Origin of the sequence: Christiangramia aquimixticola, from assembly GCF_048285835.1 — a bacterium.
GTDB classification, from domain to species: Bacteria; Bacteroidota; Bacteroidia; order Flavobacteriales; family Flavobacteriaceae; genus Christiangramia; species Christiangramia aquimixticola.
In genome coordinates, this window is the sequence record NZ_JBLVTL010000005.1 from 22,044 (window position 1) to 41,504 (window position 19,461).

A 19,461-nucleotide genomic window follows, 5' to 3' on the forward strand; every position below is an offset into this window, starting at 1 on the left:
CAGTGGTTATTTATAATTCTATTGGTGCCACTACTTATGCTCACTTTGGATTATTTTCTGAAATTAGGAATCCCTGTATTTTTTATATTTACCATGATCTTAGGTTTCTTCGGACTTCTCATTTTCATTAGAGTTGAAGAAAAAAGACTGATCGAAAATTTCCACAGGTTTATTCAACTTAATCTTCATAGTGTTGTAAACAAGTTGGATTAACTGAATTTTAATCAGGAGAATTGTAACAGCTTTAAAAAGCTTTGGTCTTTAATAAAAACAGCACATGAAAAATTATCTTTTCGCTTTTTTATTATTTCTTCCAATTCTAACCAATGCTCAGCAACAGCAAACAAGGGTACTGACCTTGGGAACTTTTCATTTTGATTTCCCAAATAAGGATTTTATACAAACCGAAAATTCCGACCAAATAGATGTACTTAAACCAGGGTATCAGGAAGAAATAAAACAGATTATTGAAAAGCTGGAACGATTTGAGCCTACCATCATTTTTGTAGAGTGCAAATCATCTAAACAACCAAAGTTGGATTCTTTATATAACAGTTATAAAAAAGGAATATATCCTTTAGAAAGGGATGAAATACAACAAATAGGATTCAGGCTTGCAAAGAACCTGAACATCCAAAAACTATATTGTGTGGATGAATGGGGCGAATTTAACCGGCAAGTAGATGATGCCTTATTTGGGAAAGATACCATTGAACTGAAGAAATTTAACCAGTATTATCAAAAGGATGCCGACTCCACCCTAAAATATAATCCTGAAACAAGTTTTAAAGAAAAGGGAATACTAGCAGAGCTTATCCGACTGAATACACCGGAAAATATTGAAAAAAGTTTAGGAAATTATTTAGTGGGTCCTTTTAAATATGAAAGCAAAGAAGGTGATTTTTTTGGTGTGAATTTCGAAACCGGACGATGGTTCAACCGAAATTTAAAGATCTTCAGAAATATTCAAAGGATCAATTTCACGCCTGAAGATAGAATTTTGGTAATTTACGGTGCCGGACATTTGAATATTCTTAATTTACTTTTTAATAGCTCCCCAGAATTTGATTTGGTTAAAACCAATCAATATCTCAATTAATGTCTCCAAGCGTATTCCACATAATGTAAGCAACTACGACGACCTACCTGAAGCATACCCGATTTTTAAGCTTCTCTCCTACTCCGTTTCCAGCTATCGAATTACTCCAATCAACCTAAGATTAATATTTATTTCCCTACATACATTTTCATATATCTATATTTATCGATATGTTTGCTGCATGAAGCAGTCACAGATAATTGACATTAGTAAATCTTTAAGCAACCCTACCAGATTGCAAATTTTTATGTGGTTAAAAGATCCCGAAAAAAACTTCAGGCCTCATGAAGATCTTCAGCATTTTAGGGACGGTGTATGCGCTTCTCATATCAGGGAAAAGACAAGCCTCTCCCAGTCCACCATTTCAAATTTTCTTTCCATGATGGAGAAATGTCAAATTCTCACGCTTACCCGGCATGGAAAATGGTCGTATTATAAGAGAAATGAAAAGGTTATAAAGGAATATCTGCTATCACTTCAGAATTAATCCAACAATAATTCCGCATCTGTGATTTGAATTAATTTTAATTTAATAGCAGGCTGATAATAGGAAAAAAGTAAACCCATGATAGCACTAACATTCAATGAATTCGGAACTTCAGAAGTTCTTAATTATATAGAAGTACCCGATCCGGTTCTATCAAAAGGTGAAATTCTGGTTCAGAATAAAGCCATAGGCTTGAATTACGCCGATATTTATAGAAGAAAGGGAAATTACCATTTAAAAGGAGAACCGCCTTTTATCGCCGGGTATGAAGGTGCAGGGGTTGTAACTGCATCTAATTCTGAAAAATATAATATTGGTGATCGAATAGCTTATACAGATGTGCCATTTGCCAATGCAGAATACACGAAGTTACCTGAAAGTCATGCCATCCCAATTCCGGATGATATTGACTATAACATGGCCGCCTCTGTACTGCTGCAGGGTTTGACTGCCCATTATTTAATTAACGACAGTCATAATGTAGCAAAAGGAGAAACGATCCTGGTACATGCCGCTTCCGGCGGGGTGGGACAAATTATTACCCAGCTTTGCAAAGCCAAAGGAGCTAAAGTGATTGGACTTTCGAGAAGTGAAGATAAACTTCAAACAATTTTAGATAATGGAGCTGATCATGCCGTGAAATTAGATGATAAATGGAAGTCGAAAGTTGCTGAAATTACTGGAAACATAGGCGTGGATGTAGCTTACGATAGTGTAGGTTCCACCCTTAAAGATAGTTTTGCGGTAACCAGAGATTGTGGGCATGTAGTTTTCTATGGAATGAGTGGCGGGGATCCGGAACCTGTAGATCCACGAATGCTTATGGACACAAGTAAAACCCTGACCGGTGGTGACCTGTGGAGTTATTTAAACTCTGAAAAAGAACGGCACGAACGAGCAAATCTGCTTTTTGACCTTATAAGAAAAGGAACGCTTAAAATTAAAGATCCGGTAATTTTTAATTTATCTGAAGGTAGTAAGGCTCATGATTATCTTGAAAATGGTAAAAGTACCAGTAAAGTTCTGCTTATTCCGGACTAGACTGATCCAGTTTTTGTATTAAATCCTGATCTATAAGTAGAAAGATTTTTATGTAATTCCTTAATTTCATCAATAATCCGGCTGAACGAAAATATGGAGGTAGGCAGAATGACTGGATTTAAAATCTTTTATATTTCGGTCTTTTACTACATCTTTCAATCTTCTTTTCAGAAGCCAAATACATAAAACCACAACATGAAGAATTTGTTTTTCCTTGTATTTATGTTCACCGGACTGGTAGCACATGCCTGCTCCTGCGATATTCCTAACACTACAGTGGAAATGTATTCATCAGAATACGTTTTTCAGGGTGTGGCAGTCCAAAAAACAGTTACAAGTGATTCGACCAGCTATCATGTGAAATTCCGGATTACGGAGTTATATAAAGGCACGCCAACAAAAGAGTTTATGGAATTTGAACTCCCCTATCCAAAGGAAGGTGTCAACCACTCCTGCTATTGGGAAGTAGAAAAGGGTGAGACCTGGCTTATTTTCGCAGTTATTGAAAACGACAAATTAAAATTCTATAATAATTGTTCCAATTCCACAAAAATTTCAACTCCCCTAAATCAGGATCTAAAGCAAGTTTTGGAACATGGAAAAGATTTGAATATTTCAAAATATACCTTTACTGCCCTTGATGGAATCAATACTGTGTCCAGGCCTAAAAAAAATATTGACTCTCTACTTGGCGCTATAAATAGCCAGAAATTTAAATCCAAAAGAGTGGATATTATCATCGATATAGATAAGGATGGCCATTTGATTTCGGCTAATTTACACGCTAAAAAATTCGAAAACCGGCCTGAGAAAAAGATCATCGACACTATCTTCAATTTAAATAAACCAGAAAATATTCAGGTAAGAAACCCAGAAAATCAGGCAGAGATTGATCTTTTAAAACTGGTAAGAAGTTTAAAAGATTGGGATAAAGTTTATATTCCTAATTCTAATACATCTATTCGGTTCAGGCAGTATTTACAGTTTCACAAGGACAAAGCCGGTTGGAAAATATATTATTAGATCTTAAAAAAAGATAGATTTAGAGATTGCTATACTATTCGGGATCATTTTTCTCATTTCATAAATCCTATAAAAGCCCTTGTCCAATTTTATAACTACATGTATATAATAAGGATATTTAAGGTTGTTCCACCTTTTTCATAAATAACGAATTGATTAATAGATTATTCCCTACGGTACTGGATTGAAAATAGGAGAATAATTTAATTTTCACTAAAATTGTATAACAGCAAATTACAGATCCCGGAAACAAATGGAACCCATTTTTAGAAAAGAATTTAAATCCGCCAACGCCAGGCTTAAAATATCTTACATTAATTACCTATGAAGTTTATCAATATTGTGGCCGCCCTTATTGCTCTTTATTCATTTATCGACAGCATGATCTCTACAGAGCAAACTTTTACACTTTTCAGCTTCGAGCTTAATATATGGCTGGCAAGAATCTTCTGGTTAGTCGTTTTTTTAGGAATTAGCTACGACCTGTTTAAAATTTATAAAAAGGAAAGAAGTTTAAAGATATATAAGCCGAAATCCATGTTAACCGCGCCAACAGCTACACTTTTTTTAGTATTGGGAGTAGCCTCAATCATAATTATACTTAAGGAAGCATCGGATTTTTCAAATTTCCTTTCAGAATTTCCCGGGCTAATTTTACCTCTTGTCCTAATTGGGCTTGGCGCCTGGTTTTTCCTCGATAAATTTAAGGAGAGTAGACAGAAATAAAATTTCACAATTTTTAATTTTTTCCGAAGCTTCCGGTACTTTAACCTATCTCTGGAGGATAAAATAACGGTAGTGCCACCTGCGAAACTTTCTTTTTCTCCCTAAAAAATCGCGTCAAAATATCCTCTGCATTTCAATTTATAGCAGCAACCGTTATTTCCTTAGTTATTTTAACTAAATTCAATTCTTATTTAGAAATTTTTCATGAGAGGTTTATAACCAGCTTATTATCAAATTTCAGAGTATAAAAGTTTCCGTAATTTGATATCCTTTAACCCTGCTACCACTGGTGCTGGGAAAGAATTTATAACCATCTTCATGAATTTCATTCCAACCAGATAATTAATTTAAAATGAAATTTTTCTCCTTATTATTATTTTTAAGCCTGTCCATTTCAGGCTATTCCCAGATCTCAGTTGGTCCAAGTCATATAGGTAAATCAAAAAAATTTAATAAAGGTGCTTTGGAAAAGTTCAGGAATACAGAAACCATATTTGTGCTTTCTGAAACCCTGGACAGATATGACTATTTTAAAATACTGGAAGCCTCCTGGACTATAACCCCATATCAAATTGTTCATATTAGCGATTTTGATATAGAAAAATATCTAAGTGACAATTATTCCTTCGCCACCCTGGATGGGTTTTTAAGGACTATTGGTAAAGGGCCTTCAAGTTATAGTACTCTTTTCACCTTTATCGGCTTAAAGATGTACGACCATGAGAAAATTTTGAAGAAGCTGGAAAAATTATCTCCGGAAAAACGTGAGAAGAAGAAAATGGAAATTGCTGAAGAGCATGCCTCTTATTTTTCCCATATTTACATCTATCCAAAAGATGAGTTTATCCATACCGCTGCCACTAAAAACATGGACAACATTTTTACCTCCATGTATCTTGATGATGTGTTCTACAATTATAAACCGGGTTACCTGAAAAATTATTTTCAAAAGGTAAATGATCAATTAGAAAATGAAGAAGAGTACTGGTTATATGAAAATGACTATTTACCTGAGCTGAAGAATTTATCCTTAAAAACCCTGTATATCCCCTCATATTTGAGCATAAGAGCGGTGAAGAACTTTATTATTTAAGATATGTAAGAATAATGCTGAGCGTTTTTTACAAATTGTAAATTCCAAAACCGGAGAAATAGTTTATAGAAAATATCTAATAGGTTTGCTATCCTTTAAAATCAAACCGAAACATATCAAGGATCTAAGCAAGGATATTTCGAAAGCAAGCCGAAAATAAACTAAATGCTCTATTATTCCTGGGGAAACCTCTAGTCACATGCTTCACCATAAAATTGCTTAACTTATATAAAAATACTATTCAGAATTATTAGTTTTTTAAAATCTACTGAACAGTAAAAAATTCAGATTATGGAAACTTCAATTTTAGTAGCAAAAATACTGTCAGCACTATATCTTTCCTTTTTCCTGGGTTTGTTATTTAGTGGCGATCATTACAAAAAGGAACTTCCTAAACTGGTAGTTAATTCTGCTTACCTTATTCTGGCTGGTTTTATGGCCGTAGTTTTTGGAGTGCTTATTCTTGAGTTTCATAATAACTGGAACATGAACTGGACAGTGGTCATAACAATTTTTGGTTGGCTCGCTCTTATTAAAGGCGTTCTCTTAATTGCAATACCTAAGGCATTTTCAAATTTTAACAGCAATATCTTAAGAAAAGAAAATCATATCTTATTACTAATAATACTTCTGTCCATGGGACTGTTCTTTGGATATTTTGGTTTTTTCACTACTTCTTAATTGTAAAATGATTTTTTTGAATCTTTATACTCCTTTGGCGTGAGGTATACCTATTATTGACAGATTTCCAGACTCTAAGGTCTACTTAACCACACTGCTTGCTACTAACGCAATTGGATCTAATAATTACGCAGTGGCGAAATATTTGTTAACGAGTAGCCTGCAGAGGAATCCTTAATCTTTTTAATTACAGGAAAAATTGGCTGAAGTAGAATTTTCGCTTGGGAATGCGGTTGAGGCTAAAAACAGAGAGTTCGTCAATGGAGAATAGAAGAGATCAAAACTTTACTGGAGTAACAAATACTTCATTGGCTTACATAAGAATAAATATTTCATCAATTCTATTATCTTGTCCGCAATAAAACCTACCACCATATCCTATGAAAGTAAAATTATTACCCAACTCTTTTAAACTAATAGGTTTAATCATCGGTTCGCTGGCCGTAGTAGCTTTTTTAGCAACTGAATTTTTTATTCAGCTTCATAAAACCCTCATGTATGGAGAAGTGCTTCAATGGATCTTTAAAGACCTGATACTTTTATCACTGTTAATGATCTGTTTCTCAAAAGAAAAAAGGGAGAATGATAAATTGATCCCAATAAGATTTAAACACCTGAAAAATGCCTTTGTTTTTGGTTGCTTATACTGGTTAATAGATTCAATCTGGGCCCTGATATTTAGTGAATCCCCAGACCAGATGATCGATGCACATGAAATTTTAGTGCTTATCATTCTTTTCTATTCAATCAATTTTAATTTGAGAGAATATAATAACAAGGCTGTGGCCTAAAAAATATAAACTTGAAAAAACTGAATAAATATCAAATCCTGGGAATTCTTATAGCCATTGGTTCTTTAATTTTGAACCAGTTTTCAGACTCTAACCTGTTCGGATTTTTATTCGGGGCTTTAATGGCCCTGGGGCTCGCCTTAATTTTAAAGTGGTTTCCCATCAGCAAGGAAAAGATTTAAAACATACCTTTTCTTCTATCTATTTTTAAAAAGCTCACATAGAATAGCACCCATCAGAAATTTATTACTAACGTTTTAATCGGCTAAATGAAATTTTGCTACAATTGGAAAATGATCAGATCCTATTTCCCCAAGACGCTTAAGCTCTACCAGTGAGAATTCATCAGTTACATAATAGTGATCCAATGGCCATCGCATAATCATCGAATTAGCATCGAAAGTATTATAAAGCCCACGGCCCAAACGAACATTGTTCAATTTTCCATTTTCGCCGAATAGTCTGGAGGTATTTGACCAGGAAACATCATTAAAATCTCCGGCAACAATGGAGGGTAATTTCTCATTGCTAACCATTTCTCCTACTCTAACCAGCTCAATTTCGGCTTCACCAACATTATCAGGGTATTTATCACTCGGCATAGGTGCAACCGGATGAACCGCATGTAAAACAAATTCTTTCCCTGATTCTAATTCAACAGTACCATGGAACGATGGAACGTTTTCATGCTTTATATATTTTACCTCAGCATTTTTAAAAGGAAATCTGGAATAAAGTGCCATCCCATAGGCCACATCGTTAGGTTGTTCCAATACGTATGGATAATCATTAGCTAAAGGTTTCAGTGCGTCCAGCCACCACTGATTCACTTCCATGGCTATTATCATATCCGGATTTTCTTGTTGAACCACATTCAGTAGTTTTTCAGAATTTTTATTTGTGATTAATACGTTAGCAAGTAAAATACTGACTGTATTTTCTTCAGAAACAAATTGAACAGCATCCGGAACTGATTTTTCACCAAACCAGTAGGGAAAAATTTTCACAGACTGGATAAAGATTGAAGCAATTATTCCCACAAAAAACGAGATCGCAGGCCATTTCCATTTTTTAGTCAGCAGAGGAAAAAGTATTAAACAGATGATTCCCAGAATGAGGTATTGTAACCTTGGAAAATCAAGCAATTTTGAATACCAGTAAGGCAGGTTATAAAAGAGGGATAACAAACTGGCTATTATAACAAGAGAACTTATAAGTATGATAAAATAATAAAATATTTTTCTAAGACTCATTCTATAAAAATTTGATTGAGCACATAATTTACAGCATTAAAGCTGTAAGCCCAGTATAATAGTAGGGTTTTACGATTAATTTAACTCTACAAAACAAAAGAGCCGGGAACTTATCCCCGACTCTTTCGAACCTTAAAAAAATTAAATTAAAACTATGGTTGTACTAACATTTGATCTATATCAAACATTATGTAAGGACTTGTAGATAAAATGATGTCTTCTATCGCAAAATCGTTTCCTCCAGCAGCTGTGTTGGCATCTTCCAGATGGAACTTGATGGAACCTGTATTATCAGATTTCACCCATAACCCAACTTTTTGCCAGTCATCATTTACATTTATGGTACCTGGTAAGGCCACCATATCTATAAATCCTTTTAACTCTGCCGGTGAACTTGAAACCACACTTTTAGTCATAAAAGTGATATAATAATCTGTATTTGGACATACATCACTACAGGTAAAGGTCATATAAATATCCTTCCCTGCCTCGGTAGATCCATTTATAACAAACATTTTACTACCGTTATCTTCATTGATAAAATGACTATGAACATCATTTGGATTTGAAGTAAAAGTGAAAGTCCCTTCTGGCCATAAAGCATTTGGTCCTGGTGCTACATACTGATAATCTGATGCTGCCCATAAGTTTCCTGTATTGCTGAAATCTCCATTATTGAAATCTGTTAGGGACTCTTGCGGTGCAGATAGCAAACATGGGTCTGAATCTTGTCCACAATATGGTCCTTCTCTAAAGTGCCAGTACTTTTTCAAATCTGAATCTTCAATATCAAATGCTCCACTTTTCACCATTTCGTCTGTGAAAATTCCCTGACGCATTGGTTCATCACCTTCCATATTACCAGCTTCATCTAAGGCCCAGATCTCTACGTAGAATGAATTCTCTCCGTCTCTATCAGGTAGTGGAATACAAAGTGGTTCTGCTCTAACAACATTACCAGCATCATCATATTCAACAGTATTTGATTCTTCTACTAATGCCTCTGAGATATCTGTCACAATATCGAAGAAAGAATCTGAAGATCTATCATGCTCCCATGCAATAACCTTGAAGTGTGATGGGAAGTGTCTTCCTGTTTCGTCACATTCATTCCCGAAGAAACAAACATAAGTTAATGGTACCATTTCAAAATCAAAGAATAAGTAACCATATTCTTTAGCGAAATGAGGATCATAACATAGTACTTCTACCTTGTCGTAATGCTTGGTTCCTGCTACCAAGTCTATATCATGAGGCAGAGGATTATCCACGAAATTTTCGAAATTAGCCGGTCCATAGTCATCATCTTCAGATGGAGCAAGCCACATGATTCCATCATCATTATGTACCGCGAAATACAATAATTTGTATGTTCCTGGATCTAATTCCATAAATGGCATTTCATAAGTAAGCCAGTTATCAAGTCCATCATTATCCGAATCGGTAGGATTATTAATTACTGGAATTTTAACTGCATGACCATTCCCGGCATCACCATCATCTACAAAACCACCGCCAGGTTTCTCTATAACTGCTAAAATGAATTTAGGAGTTTCATCTTCCGGACAAACCGGTAATTGTTCATCTTCGCCATGATACTTGAATAAATTTTCTTTCGCTCTCTCTTCAGCAAATAATTTAAGTGCAGCATCAAAGCTAAGCGTGACTTTGTTGGTAGTTTGCTCCGGTTTATCTACCGCAGCTTCCTCCTTGCTACAGGAAATAAAACATAACATGCTTAACAACATGAGAAATGAAATTTTTGAATTTTTCATAATGTATTGGTTTATGGTTAATAAAAATTGAATTGATTACGGTGTACATAATATGCCTCCATGCAAACTTCTCCCGGCGATTACTCTAAAGTCGCCAAACCTCATTCCCGGGCCTATATCCTGAGAACAACTGGTATGGATTTGTGTATGGGTAATTCCATCTATCTTAATGGTAATTTCAGTCCACATTGTGGTTTTACCACTCTTATTATAAGTACCATTAAAGGTGAAGGCTGTATTTGCGTTAAGTGCGGGATTGGAATATATCGTTTGAGAATCTTTATTCTGAATTACCGATATATTGATGGGCCCTGTTCCCAAATATTCCAGAGTAAGCTCTGTAATTTTCCCGGCACAAGGAGAACAATCCTCTTCAATAATAACCGGACAAAGCTCTCCTCCGGTCTTACTACTTCCAGAAGTAATTTCGAAATCGCCAAAGGTAAGACCCGGACCTATTGGTTCTGAACAACTGGTATGGACTGAAGCATAATAATCACCATCAACTTTGATGTTTATTTTAGGTCCAAAACTTTGACCAGCCGGGGCATGTATTTCAATAAAATCGTTGGCACTAACACTATTCTCGAACAGGATCATAGAATTATTATCCTGTATAATTTTCACTGATACATCGTTGGCTCCTTTATACTGGAATTGTAACGAGTTCACCTGTCCTTCGCAAGGTTGACATTCTTCTTCGATAATTACCGGACATAGTTCTCCTCCAGTCTTGCTACTTCCAGAAGTAATTTCGAAATTCCCAAATATTAGTCCTGGACCTATTGGTTCTGAACAACTGGTATGTACAGTGGCATAATCCTCGCCGTTAACTTTGATAATTATTTTAGGACCAAAGCTTTGACCAGCCGGGGCATGTATTTCAATAAAATCGCTGGTACTAACATTATCCTCGAACAGTATCTCAGAATTATTATCCTGTATGATTTGTACTGTCACATCATTGGTTCCCTTATACTGGAATTGTAAGGAGTTCACCTGGCCTTCACAAGGCTGGCAAGGCTCATCACATTCGGGTATGCTTAGATCTTCCAGTAAAGGATAGGAATCCTCGAGCTCATCACAGCAGTCTTCTCTAAAGTGATAGATGCTATATGGTTTATCGTTAAAAAGATTCTGGTTTACTAAAGCTGCAGAAAATTTGCCTGCACGGATCAATGTTTCAATCCCACCATCATCTATGGTAAAAATCTCACCATAGAATTCTTCATTACCATCACTATTTTTTAAGGGTATACAAATTGGGTCGGCATAAGAATCTCCATTAGGCAGAGTTCCGGTACCATTGATTTGATCTGTAATAAGATTATGTTCAGTATAATCTCCTGAATCACTAAAATTCCAGACTTTGAGTCGGAAATTGGCCGGAGAATGCAATCCTATTTCGTCACAAACGTTTCCAAAAATGCACAGGTAAGTAAATCCCGGGGTGCTAAAATCGAAAAACAGATAGCCAAAAGAGGCTGCAAAGATCTCATCATAACAAAGGACCTCAATTGGTTCATAATGCTTTTCGCCACCAAAGATCTCAACTTCGAAGGGCAAAGGTTTACTCACGTAATTTTGAAAAGATATGGCCCCATAATCAGCATCCTTTCTGGGGGCTAAAAATATGATCTCGGCGTCCTGTCCATTCCCGTCCAGGACTGCAAAATATTCTATACTGTATTTACCGGGCTCCAGTTCCAGATCCAGTGATTCTTTAGTAAACCAGGAATCAAGTTTCCCGTCATTATTGGTATCACTTCCATTGGGATTAACTGCTATTTCAATAAAACTGGAAACACCATCATGACCGGCGACCCAGGTATTATTGGCAACATTTTTAATGGCAACCCTAACATATTGTGGAGTGGCCCCGGAACACTTAGGAATACCAAGAATTTGGGTTTTATTCAAATCCTGCAAAACACTTCCTAAGGAAAGTTTCCCTTTTTGAGTTTTTACAATTGGAGCAGGGGTTTCTTCCTGGTCTGGCGTACATGAATAAAAGCCGCAGAAGAGCATTACAAGAATGATAATTTTAAAGTCTTTCATGGGAATAAAGTTTTTATTATTCGCCACAACAGAGGTTGGTCAAGTATCGGGAACTATAAAAATGTAGGGATGTAAATTTCTTTAACAAACTTATATCTAATTGTTAAAGTTGTATATAAGGGAAAACCTGTAATATTCGATTTAAATAGTTTTTTTAATGAAAAGTATTAGTTAAATCCTAATAAAAAATAATTTTAACTCAATTAAACTGTTAAAAACTATTTTATAATATAAAATATATAATTCTTTAACTTTTAATCATAGTTAACAAATCGTTAAATTTATTCGACCTATACCGACTATTTAAGGTAATATTTGGAGGTATTATACTACGCATTTACGATAAATTAAAAATGGCTTTTAAAGCTGAAATAACCACCTGAGCTCAGGCTACTAACGGTTCTATCTGTAAAAAATAATTTTAATAGTTCTAAATTTTGGTTCTAATTAGACAGAAATTATTGGGTACTTTTTTGAAATAAAAGATTTTAAGCACTTAGTAAAAACGGCAGGCATAACTGGAAAAATCGTTGAACTAAAATGCACTTTTTGATCGATAAAAATACTTTTTCTTGTTTAATAAACAGAATATCAGGTATTTACATATTTATTTCAGATTAGATAAAATGCTTTCTCTTGTTTAATATTTATCGATAATCTCAATTCGCTTGCTATAAATTCTCTACCGCGATAACAATTCAGAAAAAATGATAAATTCACCATTTCTAAACCAGTCAAGAAAACCTGGAATATAATTATAGTGTATGTTATGATGATATTGAATCTCCTAACTAACAGTTTTAGCCATTAAAAAAGTGATTAAGAAGAGAATAGAAAAGTATTATCCTCTAAAATTTTTTACTAAATATCCGGTAATTGCATTTGTGACTCTTACCTTCCTTATTACATACGGAATAGGTGTTCCGGCAGATAACTGGCTCTCGACTACCTTCAAATTTCCTCATCCGTTAGACATCTATATTCCCAGATTTCTTACTGTTACCGCGCCGGCAATTAGTGCAATGATCCTAATGTGGGTTAATAGGAAGAAATTTGAACTCAATATTTTCCGGTACTTCAAAAAACCGGCAATATTCTACTTCCTGATTCCGCTTTCAACCTTCCTGATTTCAATAATTACATTAATTATGGCCGGTGTAAGCCCGGAAATTTTATGGAATAGCTTGAGAGAAAATTGGCATCTTCTTTATTTCCATTTAATCTTACAGGTTTTCATCATAGGTCTGGGAGAAGAAATTGGATGGCGTGGCTGGCTCTTACCTAAACTCAATGAACAATTCGGACTTCTAAAAGCTACATTTATCCTGCTTATTATTTGGATTCTCTGGCATTTTCTTATCCTTTTCAGTGACGTGGCGATTTTAATACCCTGGTTAATGATCATTACAGGGCTTACCTTTACACTTTCGTGGACCTGGATTAAATTTGGTAATACTGCTTTTCTATTTGCGATCATTCATGGTTCAGTGAACTTTCCACAATTTTTCTGGGATAACCTCTCAGCGGTAGAACCTCAACTTCAGTTAAAAAACTGGGAGATCTCCGGATATGTATATTTATCTATTGGTTTAATTGCATTGGTCTTGTTATTAAGGTCCGCAAAGCAATCAGATAAGAGATTATCCCATCCTCAGATCCCGCATTCAAATAAGCTATAAACTTCGGTGTAAACTGTATATCTAAAATGTTAACCCGATTGGGGTAGAAATTTCTGCTTTACTCATGGCAAATAAGCAATTGCAATTCATACCTCATTTTAGTTCAAATCTCGGATGAGTGCTTATTTAAAAAGAATAAGTATTTTGTAGCCAACAAATTTAATTACATGAGAACAAGAGCCTTATTCCATTATTTTAGCTACTTGCGATATCCCATTCTATTAACAGCGGTATTTTTTATTGGTAAATCTTATTTCCTACTTTTCCAATATAGGGATATGGACCAGATGCTGGTTAATTGAAACACCGCCTTGATTTTCGCCGGGATTGCCATAAGTATCTCTTCCTTGCAGGATCCGGCTAAAACGCAGAATAATTTTTCAAAAGAGATATATCAGAACCCTAAAAAGGGTAAAATTTTCCTGGGTTTTATTGCTGCTTTTTCATTGTTTTTAATAATCATGGGTATTACTGGCTATTTCAAAACAACGAGCGGCATACTTTCAGAAATCTCCTATGGATTACTGGCTCTTGGAATTGGGTATATAGGAATTTTAAAAGTTGCCATAGAAATGTTTGAAAACCACAGGCTGGATAAACAGCAATAAAGACCTACTAGCTAATCCTAAGAAATAAAAAAGTGTTTTATAGCTGCTCTAAAAATGTTCAACTAATACTACTTCCCATTTAAAGTACATTAAACGTTAATTTCATGATAAGTTTATTAGAGCGGTGCATCTTATTAAGTATTTTTCATAAAAAACTTTTGTGAAGGAGAATCTTCTATTTAATACACCGCCGGAATATGAAAATGTGGGTAGGCTGTTATCTGAAAATGGAGAACACCTAAGAGTGGTGGTTACCATTCCGGCTAAAAATGAGGAATTAACGATTTGGAATACTTTAAATGCCCTCGCCCATCAACAAACCAAAGCAGGAAATCTCCCTACAAATTTATATGAGATACTCATTCTTTGCAATCATTGTACAGATCAAACAGTAAATCTCTGTGCAGAATTTCAGGATAAACATCCCGATCTCCCCCTGTACATTTTTAAAACAGATGACCCCAAAATAAACTCGGTTGGGGCCTCGAGAAAATTACTGATGGATCTGGCTTCGGCAAGATTACCCGAAAACGGATTTATTGCTATGACAGATGCAGATACGGTCTGTGATAATTACTGGTTAGACGCATTTCTAAAACTTCAGGAGCAGCCCTATGATCTCATTTGCGGAGTAATTAAACCAGAATTAACCGGTTTGGATAAAAGAGTAAAGGACGGAATTGATCAAACCCGGCACTACCTTGATTTAGTTTCCCGGCTGGAAAGTGAACTATATCCTTTAGAATTCGACCCCTGGCCCAGACATTCGCACAACTCCGGACCTAATATGGCGGTAAGAAACAAGGTTTATAAAGCAATTGGAGGCATACCGCCCTTAGACTGCTTTGAAGATATTGCCTTATACCAGAAAGTAATTAGTGAAGGTTATAGCGTTAAACATGCTTTCTCTCCTATTGTAACCACCTCATGCAGGAGCAAATCACGGGTCCCTGGAGGATTTGGATCCCAAATTAGAAACTGGTCCAGGTCAAAATCTGAAACTGTGGAAGGTTTTAGCAAGCTAAGCCAACGATTTAAAGCCTTTGCTGAAATAAGAGAATATTACCGAAATCCTTCTCTCCGCCTTTTTAATTCAATTTGTTCCAGGTTATATATTTCATCCAAAGACCTGGAAGATCTTATTGAGAAGCACCAAAAACATACCGCCCTTATCATTTATCTGGAAAACAATTTAAAAGAACATGGGCCCTGGAATATTGCTTATCCAGATGTTATAATAACCAGGGCTATCGATGAATTAAAAAATTACTTTGCCAGCTTTTCCCAAACTACCAAATCATACAGTTCCTCCCGATGAGCATTTAATTTTTTAAACTTTTTAGAATATTCATTCTCAAAAAGTTCATGAACCTGAAGGCCGGTGAGTGGGTATTCCCGCACATATGAGGTCCAATGCACCATTATAAAAATTCCGCCGGGTAACAACGCCTCTTCTATATCCCGATAAATTTCTAATAACTGATCTTTTTTGAAATAATATCCAACTTCAGATAAAACTACGAGATCGAAATTTTCTTCGGGTAAACCCTTACTAATATCCCATTTTAAGAACCGGCAATTTTGCCTGTCTCCTGCCCTCTTTCTTGCGGCATCCAAAGCATTTGCATTATGCTCAAGAGCAAGAACCTGATTACATCTTTCGGCTAATAAATTGGTAAAAACCCCATTGGCACAACCAATTTCCAAAGCATTTTTATAATCTCTTTCGGGAAGAGCATCTAAGGTTTTCTGATATTTCTTCTGCTCATACCTGCTGGTTTCGAAATTCCACGGATCATTGTCTTTTGAAAACAGCTCATCAAAATATTCCTTCTTCACGGGTGGTTTCTCCTCCTGCGGAAAGAAATAATATTCATTATCATCCAGGAATGGTTTTAATAAGTCTTCAGTAAACACAAACCCATCAGGATCATCGTCAATAAGATTGGTAAGCTGACTCCTATGAGAATAGATTGCCTCCATTTTTTTAGGTTTTACACCCTCTATGTTGAGCCTGAATGGAAGAATTTCATCCGGGACCGGCCAATCTTCCTGACTACCTTTTTTCCACAGCCATACCGGATATTCCGCAATGATCAAATCCAATCCCTGAGCTGCTTTTCTAATAATCTTATTAGTTGCAATATGGTCTATATGATGATCTCTGCGCCAGGGCACGAACAATGTATCGAAATGAGTTTTTTCCAGTATATCTTTTAGTTTCCCATAAACAGCAGCACCTTCTTCTACGAAGGAAAAAAGTTTCCCATCTCCGGCATTTAAAAAAATAACCTCACTTTTCGCTACTCCTAATATTTCACAGGCCTTCAATGCTTCCTTTTTCCGAAGGTCCCCCAATAGTTGTGGAGGATAATTTTTGGAATTAGGATGTGATGCTTCGCCATTGGTCATAAACAAAATACTGACTTTGGCACCCTGAGAGGTTAAATAAGCTATTAGTCCGCCACAAGCCAGACTTTCATCATCCGGGTGAGGCGCAACCACCATAACGCGGCCCAGATCGCGATGCAGGCCTTCCACGTTTAAATAAGGAGCTTCTTTAATATTTTTGTACATATATTTTCTCAATTCTTATTATCGAATGTGTACTTCCCTACACTCTGAAGAGCAAGATCCGGTGCCGGTTGCTTTAAATACACTTTTAGATCGCGATAAAGTTGTTCTAAAGGATGGGATTCCATAAACCCCTGTACCCCAACTGAACGTTCAGCCAGATGAAGAATTTTTTCACAAATATCCAGAATGACTGTTCTCATCATATTAGCAAAATTCACGATCTCGCTGGAAGTATATTGCTCGGGGTAGTCATAAATATGCTGAGCTTTATCCAGCCATAATTTCCCGGTTTGCATTTGCACAGCCATATTTCCCAAACGCTGTTGCTGGTAAGGGTCACTGGTACGAGCCTGTTCCACAAGATGGTCTCTTGTAGCTTGTATAATTGCCCTAGCACCTCCCAATTGTACCGCCGCAAATCTCATGGCGCCACCGCTAAACCAGGGTTCTTTTTCATATTCATCACCTCCGCCCAAAAGATTTTGCAAAGGTAATTTCAGCTCACTAAAATCTATCCTGCAGCTGACCGAGTTTTTCATCCCCATAGGATTCCATAAACTCCAGTCTTCTTCCAGCCTTTCAAATTGCTTAAGAGGGATGATGATAAGCTGTTTCTGTTTATCGATTTCAGCCGTTATCAATCCATAATCTATCTGAAGCCCTCCGGAACAAAAGGTTTTTGCTCCGGTAATATGAACGGCTTCATCTTTAATTTCTCCGGTGACAGCTTCAGAAGGCATTTCGGTATTCCACACGCTGAATAATTTTCCATTTTCAGCTTCATTAAAATAGAATTCCTGTTGGTCCCGAGTTCCGAAGTCTTCTATTAATTTTAGAGCATTGATATGTCCTTCATAAATTCTTCCTACTGAAAGACTGGCTTTTCCAATTTCGAACAAGGTTTGAAAAAGCTGAGCTTCATGATTTGAGTTTTTATTGGGAACACTAATTTTCAATAAACCCAGTTTCTTCATAGCCCTGAACACATCATTAGGGAAATGACGGGAGTCATCAGGAATTACTCTGCATAATTCATTTAATTCTGAAAAATTCGGCATAGATAATATTTGGACTTAAAGATAAAATCCCGGTATTTCAGTATTGTTAATTTCATACTAAAAAAAAACAGGTTATTCCTGCTATCCCAAAACGTGATGAGAAGTTCCGGGCCTGCATATAATCCCGGAATTACTTGCAGTTTATAGGATTTTAATGAGTACCTTCATCTTATAATAAAATATTACCCCAACCATTTTAATTTGTTTTTTTGCTTCTTTAGGAAGTAAAATGCTGTAAATAGAAATGATTAAACCTGAAATACCCATTAATGAGAATAAGCGGCTGGAAGAGCTGAAAAAATATTCTATACTGGATACTCTTTCAGAAAGGGATTATGACAATTTAACTGCCATAGCCTCAGAAATTTGTGATACTCCTATTTCACTTATTAGTTTATTAGATGATAAACGACAATGGTTTAAATCGCACCATGGTTTAGATGTGAGTGAAACCCCAAAAGAGGTTGCTTTTTGTGCTCATGCCATCAATAAGCCAAATGAAGTTTTCATAGTTCAGGATTCCAGGAAAGATGAGCGCTTTTTTGATAATCCATTGGTAACAGATGATCCTAATGTAATTTTCTATGCCGGTATTCCCTTAAAAAGTGATACTGGATATCCTCTGGGAACCTTATGTGTAATTGATCATAAACCGAAACAGCTTACACAAAATCAAATAAACTCCCTATCTGCATTGGCAGATCAGGTCATGAATTTACTGGAACTCCGCAGAAGTAAGATCCTGCTGGAAGAAGCTAAATGTGATCTCGAGACGAAAAACAAAGACCTTGAGAAATTCGCCTTTATTGCTGCGCACGATCTAAAATCACCTTTAAATAACATTTCCAGTCTTGTGCATATTTTTAATGAAGGCTATGAAAAGGTTATTGATAAGGAGGGGCGTGAGATTTTAAAATTAATAGAAAAATCGTCTACTAAACTCTGGAAACTTGTGGACGGCCTTCTGGAGTATAGTCGGAATAGTACCATATTAAAGGAAGAACGAACAAAGATAAACCTTGAAGATCTTATCCAAAATATTAAAGATCTGTTCAATGCTGACCTATCCAAGAATATTCGTCTTGATTCTGAAATTCAATTTATTGAAACGAATAAAACAGCAATTAGTCAGATCCTGATTAACCTCCTGTCAAATGCTATTAAATATAGTGACAGGGACGATATTGATATCTTAATAAAAGTGGAAGAAAAAGGTGATTTTTATACTATCTCAGTTAAAGACAACGGGCCGGGAATTGCCGAAAATATGCATAAAACAATATTTGAAATCTTTAAGGTGTTGAAGAGCGAGGATAGATTCGGAGAACCAAATAATGGAATTGGGTTGGCGACCGTGAAAAAACTGGTATTAGCCTTAGGAGGAAATATAGAGGTAGAATCAAGTCCCGGAAATGGGGCCAACTTCATTTTCACCATTAAAAAATAACCTGAACTATATCAACAATTTATATTTGGCTTTTTTAATAATAGTTTGAGCGCCAGCATACAATT

General features: G+C 35.8%; 19 protein-coding genes. 14 read left to right on the plus strand and 5 right to left on the minus strand.

All coding sequences use genetic code 11. The features are described from left to right. The 10 genes from ACNKXV_RS10980 to ACNKXV_RS11025 all read left to right on the plus strand — a co-directional run. On the plus strand, positions 1 to 213 hold a 213-nt coding region (locus ACNKXV_RS10980; protein WP_417907781.1), incomplete at its 5' end, for a hypothetical protein. Positions 214 to 277: 64 nt separating this feature from the next. Continuing rightward, positions 278 to 1,099 (plus strand): DUF5694 domain-containing protein, encoded by an 822-nt coding sequence (locus ACNKXV_RS10985; protein WP_417907782.1) that lies wholly within the window; start codon positions 278 to 280, stop codon positions 1,097 to 1,099. 181 nt (positions 1,100 to 1,280) lie between these two features. Next, positions 1,281 to 1,586 carry an ArsR/SmtB family transcription factor gene (locus ACNKXV_RS10990; protein ID WP_417907783.1) on the plus strand — a complete coding sequence of 102 codons (306 nt, stop codon included), beginning with the start codon at positions 1,281 to 1,283 and terminating at the stop codon, positions 1,584 to 1,586. Between the two features lie 78 nt (positions 1,587 to 1,664). Beyond that, the gene (locus ACNKXV_RS10995) at positions 1,665 to 2,627 is read left to right on the plus strand and encodes a quinone oxidoreductase family protein (protein ID WP_417907784.1); all 963 of its coding nucleotides are present in this window, start codon (positions 1,665 to 1,667) and stop codon (positions 2,625 to 2,627) included. A 195-nt stretch (positions 2,628 to 2,822) separates the two neighbouring features. Beyond that, positions 2,823 to 3,650, plus strand: coding sequence for a hypothetical protein (locus ACNKXV_RS11000; RefSeq protein ID WP_417907785.1), 828 nt, complete (start codon positions 2,823 to 2,825; stop codon positions 3,648 to 3,650). A gap of 324 nt (positions 3,651 to 3,974) precedes the next feature. After that, positions 3,975 to 4,376 carry a hypothetical protein gene (locus ACNKXV_RS11005; RefSeq protein ID WP_417907786.1) on the plus strand — a complete coding sequence of 134 codons (402 nt, stop codon included), beginning with the start codon at positions 3,975 to 3,977 and terminating at the stop codon, positions 4,374 to 4,376. A gap of 352 nt (positions 4,377 to 4,728) precedes the next feature. After that, entirely contained in the window at positions 4,729 to 5,469 is a 741-nt protein-coding gene (locus tag ACNKXV_RS11010; protein ID WP_417907787.1) for a hypothetical protein, read from the plus strand. A 291-nt stretch (positions 5,470 to 5,760) separates the two neighbouring features. Then, positions 5,761 to 6,150, plus strand: a complete 390-nt coding sequence (locus ACNKXV_RS11015; RefSeq protein ID WP_417907788.1) for a hypothetical protein — start codon at positions 5,761 to 5,763, stop codon at positions 6,148 to 6,150. Positions 6,151 to 6,530: 380 nt separating this feature from the next. Further along, complete coding sequence (locus ACNKXV_RS11020) at positions 6,531 to 6,941, plus strand: hypothetical protein (protein ID WP_417907789.1); 411 nt, start codon at positions 6,531 to 6,533, stop codon at positions 6,939 to 6,941. 11 nt (positions 6,942 to 6,952) lie between these two features. Further along, complete coding sequence (locus ACNKXV_RS11025; RefSeq protein WP_417907790.1) at positions 6,953 to 7,123, plus strand: hypothetical protein; 171 nt, start codon at positions 6,953 to 6,955, stop codon at positions 7,121 to 7,123. Positions 7,124 to 7,198: 75 nt separating this feature from the next. Here the strand turns inward: ACNKXV_RS11025 and ACNKXV_RS11030 are convergent, their stop codons facing one another. The 3 genes from ACNKXV_RS11030 to ACNKXV_RS11040 form a co-directional block, all read right to left on the minus strand. Then, positions 7,199 to 8,194 (minus strand): endonuclease/exonuclease/phosphatase family protein, encoded by a 996-nt coding sequence (locus ACNKXV_RS11030; protein ID WP_417907791.1) that lies wholly within the window; start codon positions 8,192 to 8,194, stop codon positions 7,199 to 7,201. Positions 8,195 to 8,346: 152 nt separating this feature from the next. Next, complete coding sequence (locus tag ACNKXV_RS11035; RefSeq protein ID WP_417907792.1) at positions 8,347 to 9,969, minus strand: hypothetical protein; 1,623 nt, start codon at positions 9,967 to 9,969, stop codon at positions 8,347 to 8,349. Positions 9,970 to 10,005: 36 nt separating this feature from the next. Further along, positions 10,006 to 12,027: a DUF7467 domain-containing protein gene (locus ACNKXV_RS11040; protein WP_417907793.1), complete on the minus strand. Its 2,022-nt coding sequence runs from the start codon at positions 12,025 to 12,027 to the stop codon at positions 10,006 to 10,008. A gap of 815 nt (positions 12,028 to 12,842) precedes the next feature. Between ACNKXV_RS11040 and ACNKXV_RS11045 the strand changes: the two genes are divergently transcribed. The 3 genes from ACNKXV_RS11045 to ACNKXV_RS11055 all read left to right on the plus strand — a co-directional run bounded on the left by ACNKXV_RS11045 (position 12,843) and on the right by ACNKXV_RS11055 (position 15,632). Then, positions 12,843 to 13,706, plus strand: coding sequence for a CPBP family intramembrane glutamic endopeptidase (locus ACNKXV_RS11045; RefSeq protein WP_417907794.1), 864 nt, complete (start codon positions 12,843 to 12,845; stop codon positions 13,704 to 13,706). A gap of 461 nt (positions 13,707 to 14,167) precedes the next feature. Beyond that, positions 14,168 to 14,314 carry a hypothetical protein gene (locus ACNKXV_RS11050; RefSeq protein ID WP_417907795.1) on the plus strand — a complete coding sequence of 49 codons (147 nt, stop codon included), beginning with the start codon at positions 14,168 to 14,170 and terminating at the stop codon, positions 14,312 to 14,314. Between the two features lie 160 nt (positions 14,315 to 14,474). Beyond that, on the plus strand, positions 14,475 to 15,632 hold the full coding sequence (locus ACNKXV_RS11055) for a glycosyltransferase family 2 protein (protein WP_417907796.1): 1,158 nt from the start codon (positions 14,475 to 14,477) through the stop codon (positions 15,630 to 15,632). On the opposite strand, the gene ACNKXV_RS11060 is transcribed toward ACNKXV_RS11055, so the two are convergent. Both ACNKXV_RS11060 and ACNKXV_RS11065 read right to left on the minus strand, forming a co-directional pair. After that, positions 15,581 to 16,891 (minus strand): bifunctional PIG-L family deacetylase/class I SAM-dependent methyltransferase, encoded by a 1,311-nt coding sequence (locus tag ACNKXV_RS11060; RefSeq protein ID WP_417907797.1) that lies wholly within the window; start codon positions 16,889 to 16,891, stop codon positions 15,581 to 15,583. The genes ACNKXV_RS11055 and ACNKXV_RS11060 overlap by 52 nt on opposite strands. An 8-nt stretch (positions 16,892 to 16,899) precedes the next feature. Beyond that, positions 16,900 to 17,949 carry an acyl-CoA dehydrogenase family protein gene (locus tag ACNKXV_RS11065; RefSeq protein WP_417907798.1) on the minus strand — a complete coding sequence of 350 codons (1,050 nt, stop codon included), beginning with the start codon at positions 17,947 to 17,949 and terminating at the stop codon, positions 16,900 to 16,902. Between the two features lie 244 nt (positions 17,950 to 18,193). Between ACNKXV_RS11065 and ACNKXV_RS11070 the strand changes: the two genes are divergently transcribed. Beyond that, a complete protein-coding gene (locus tag ACNKXV_RS11070) occupies positions 18,194 to 19,396 on the plus strand; it encodes a sensor histidine kinase (protein ID WP_417907799.1) in 1,203 nt (400 codons plus the stop codon). The last annotated feature ends 65 nt before the right edge of the window (positions 19,397 to 19,461 follow it).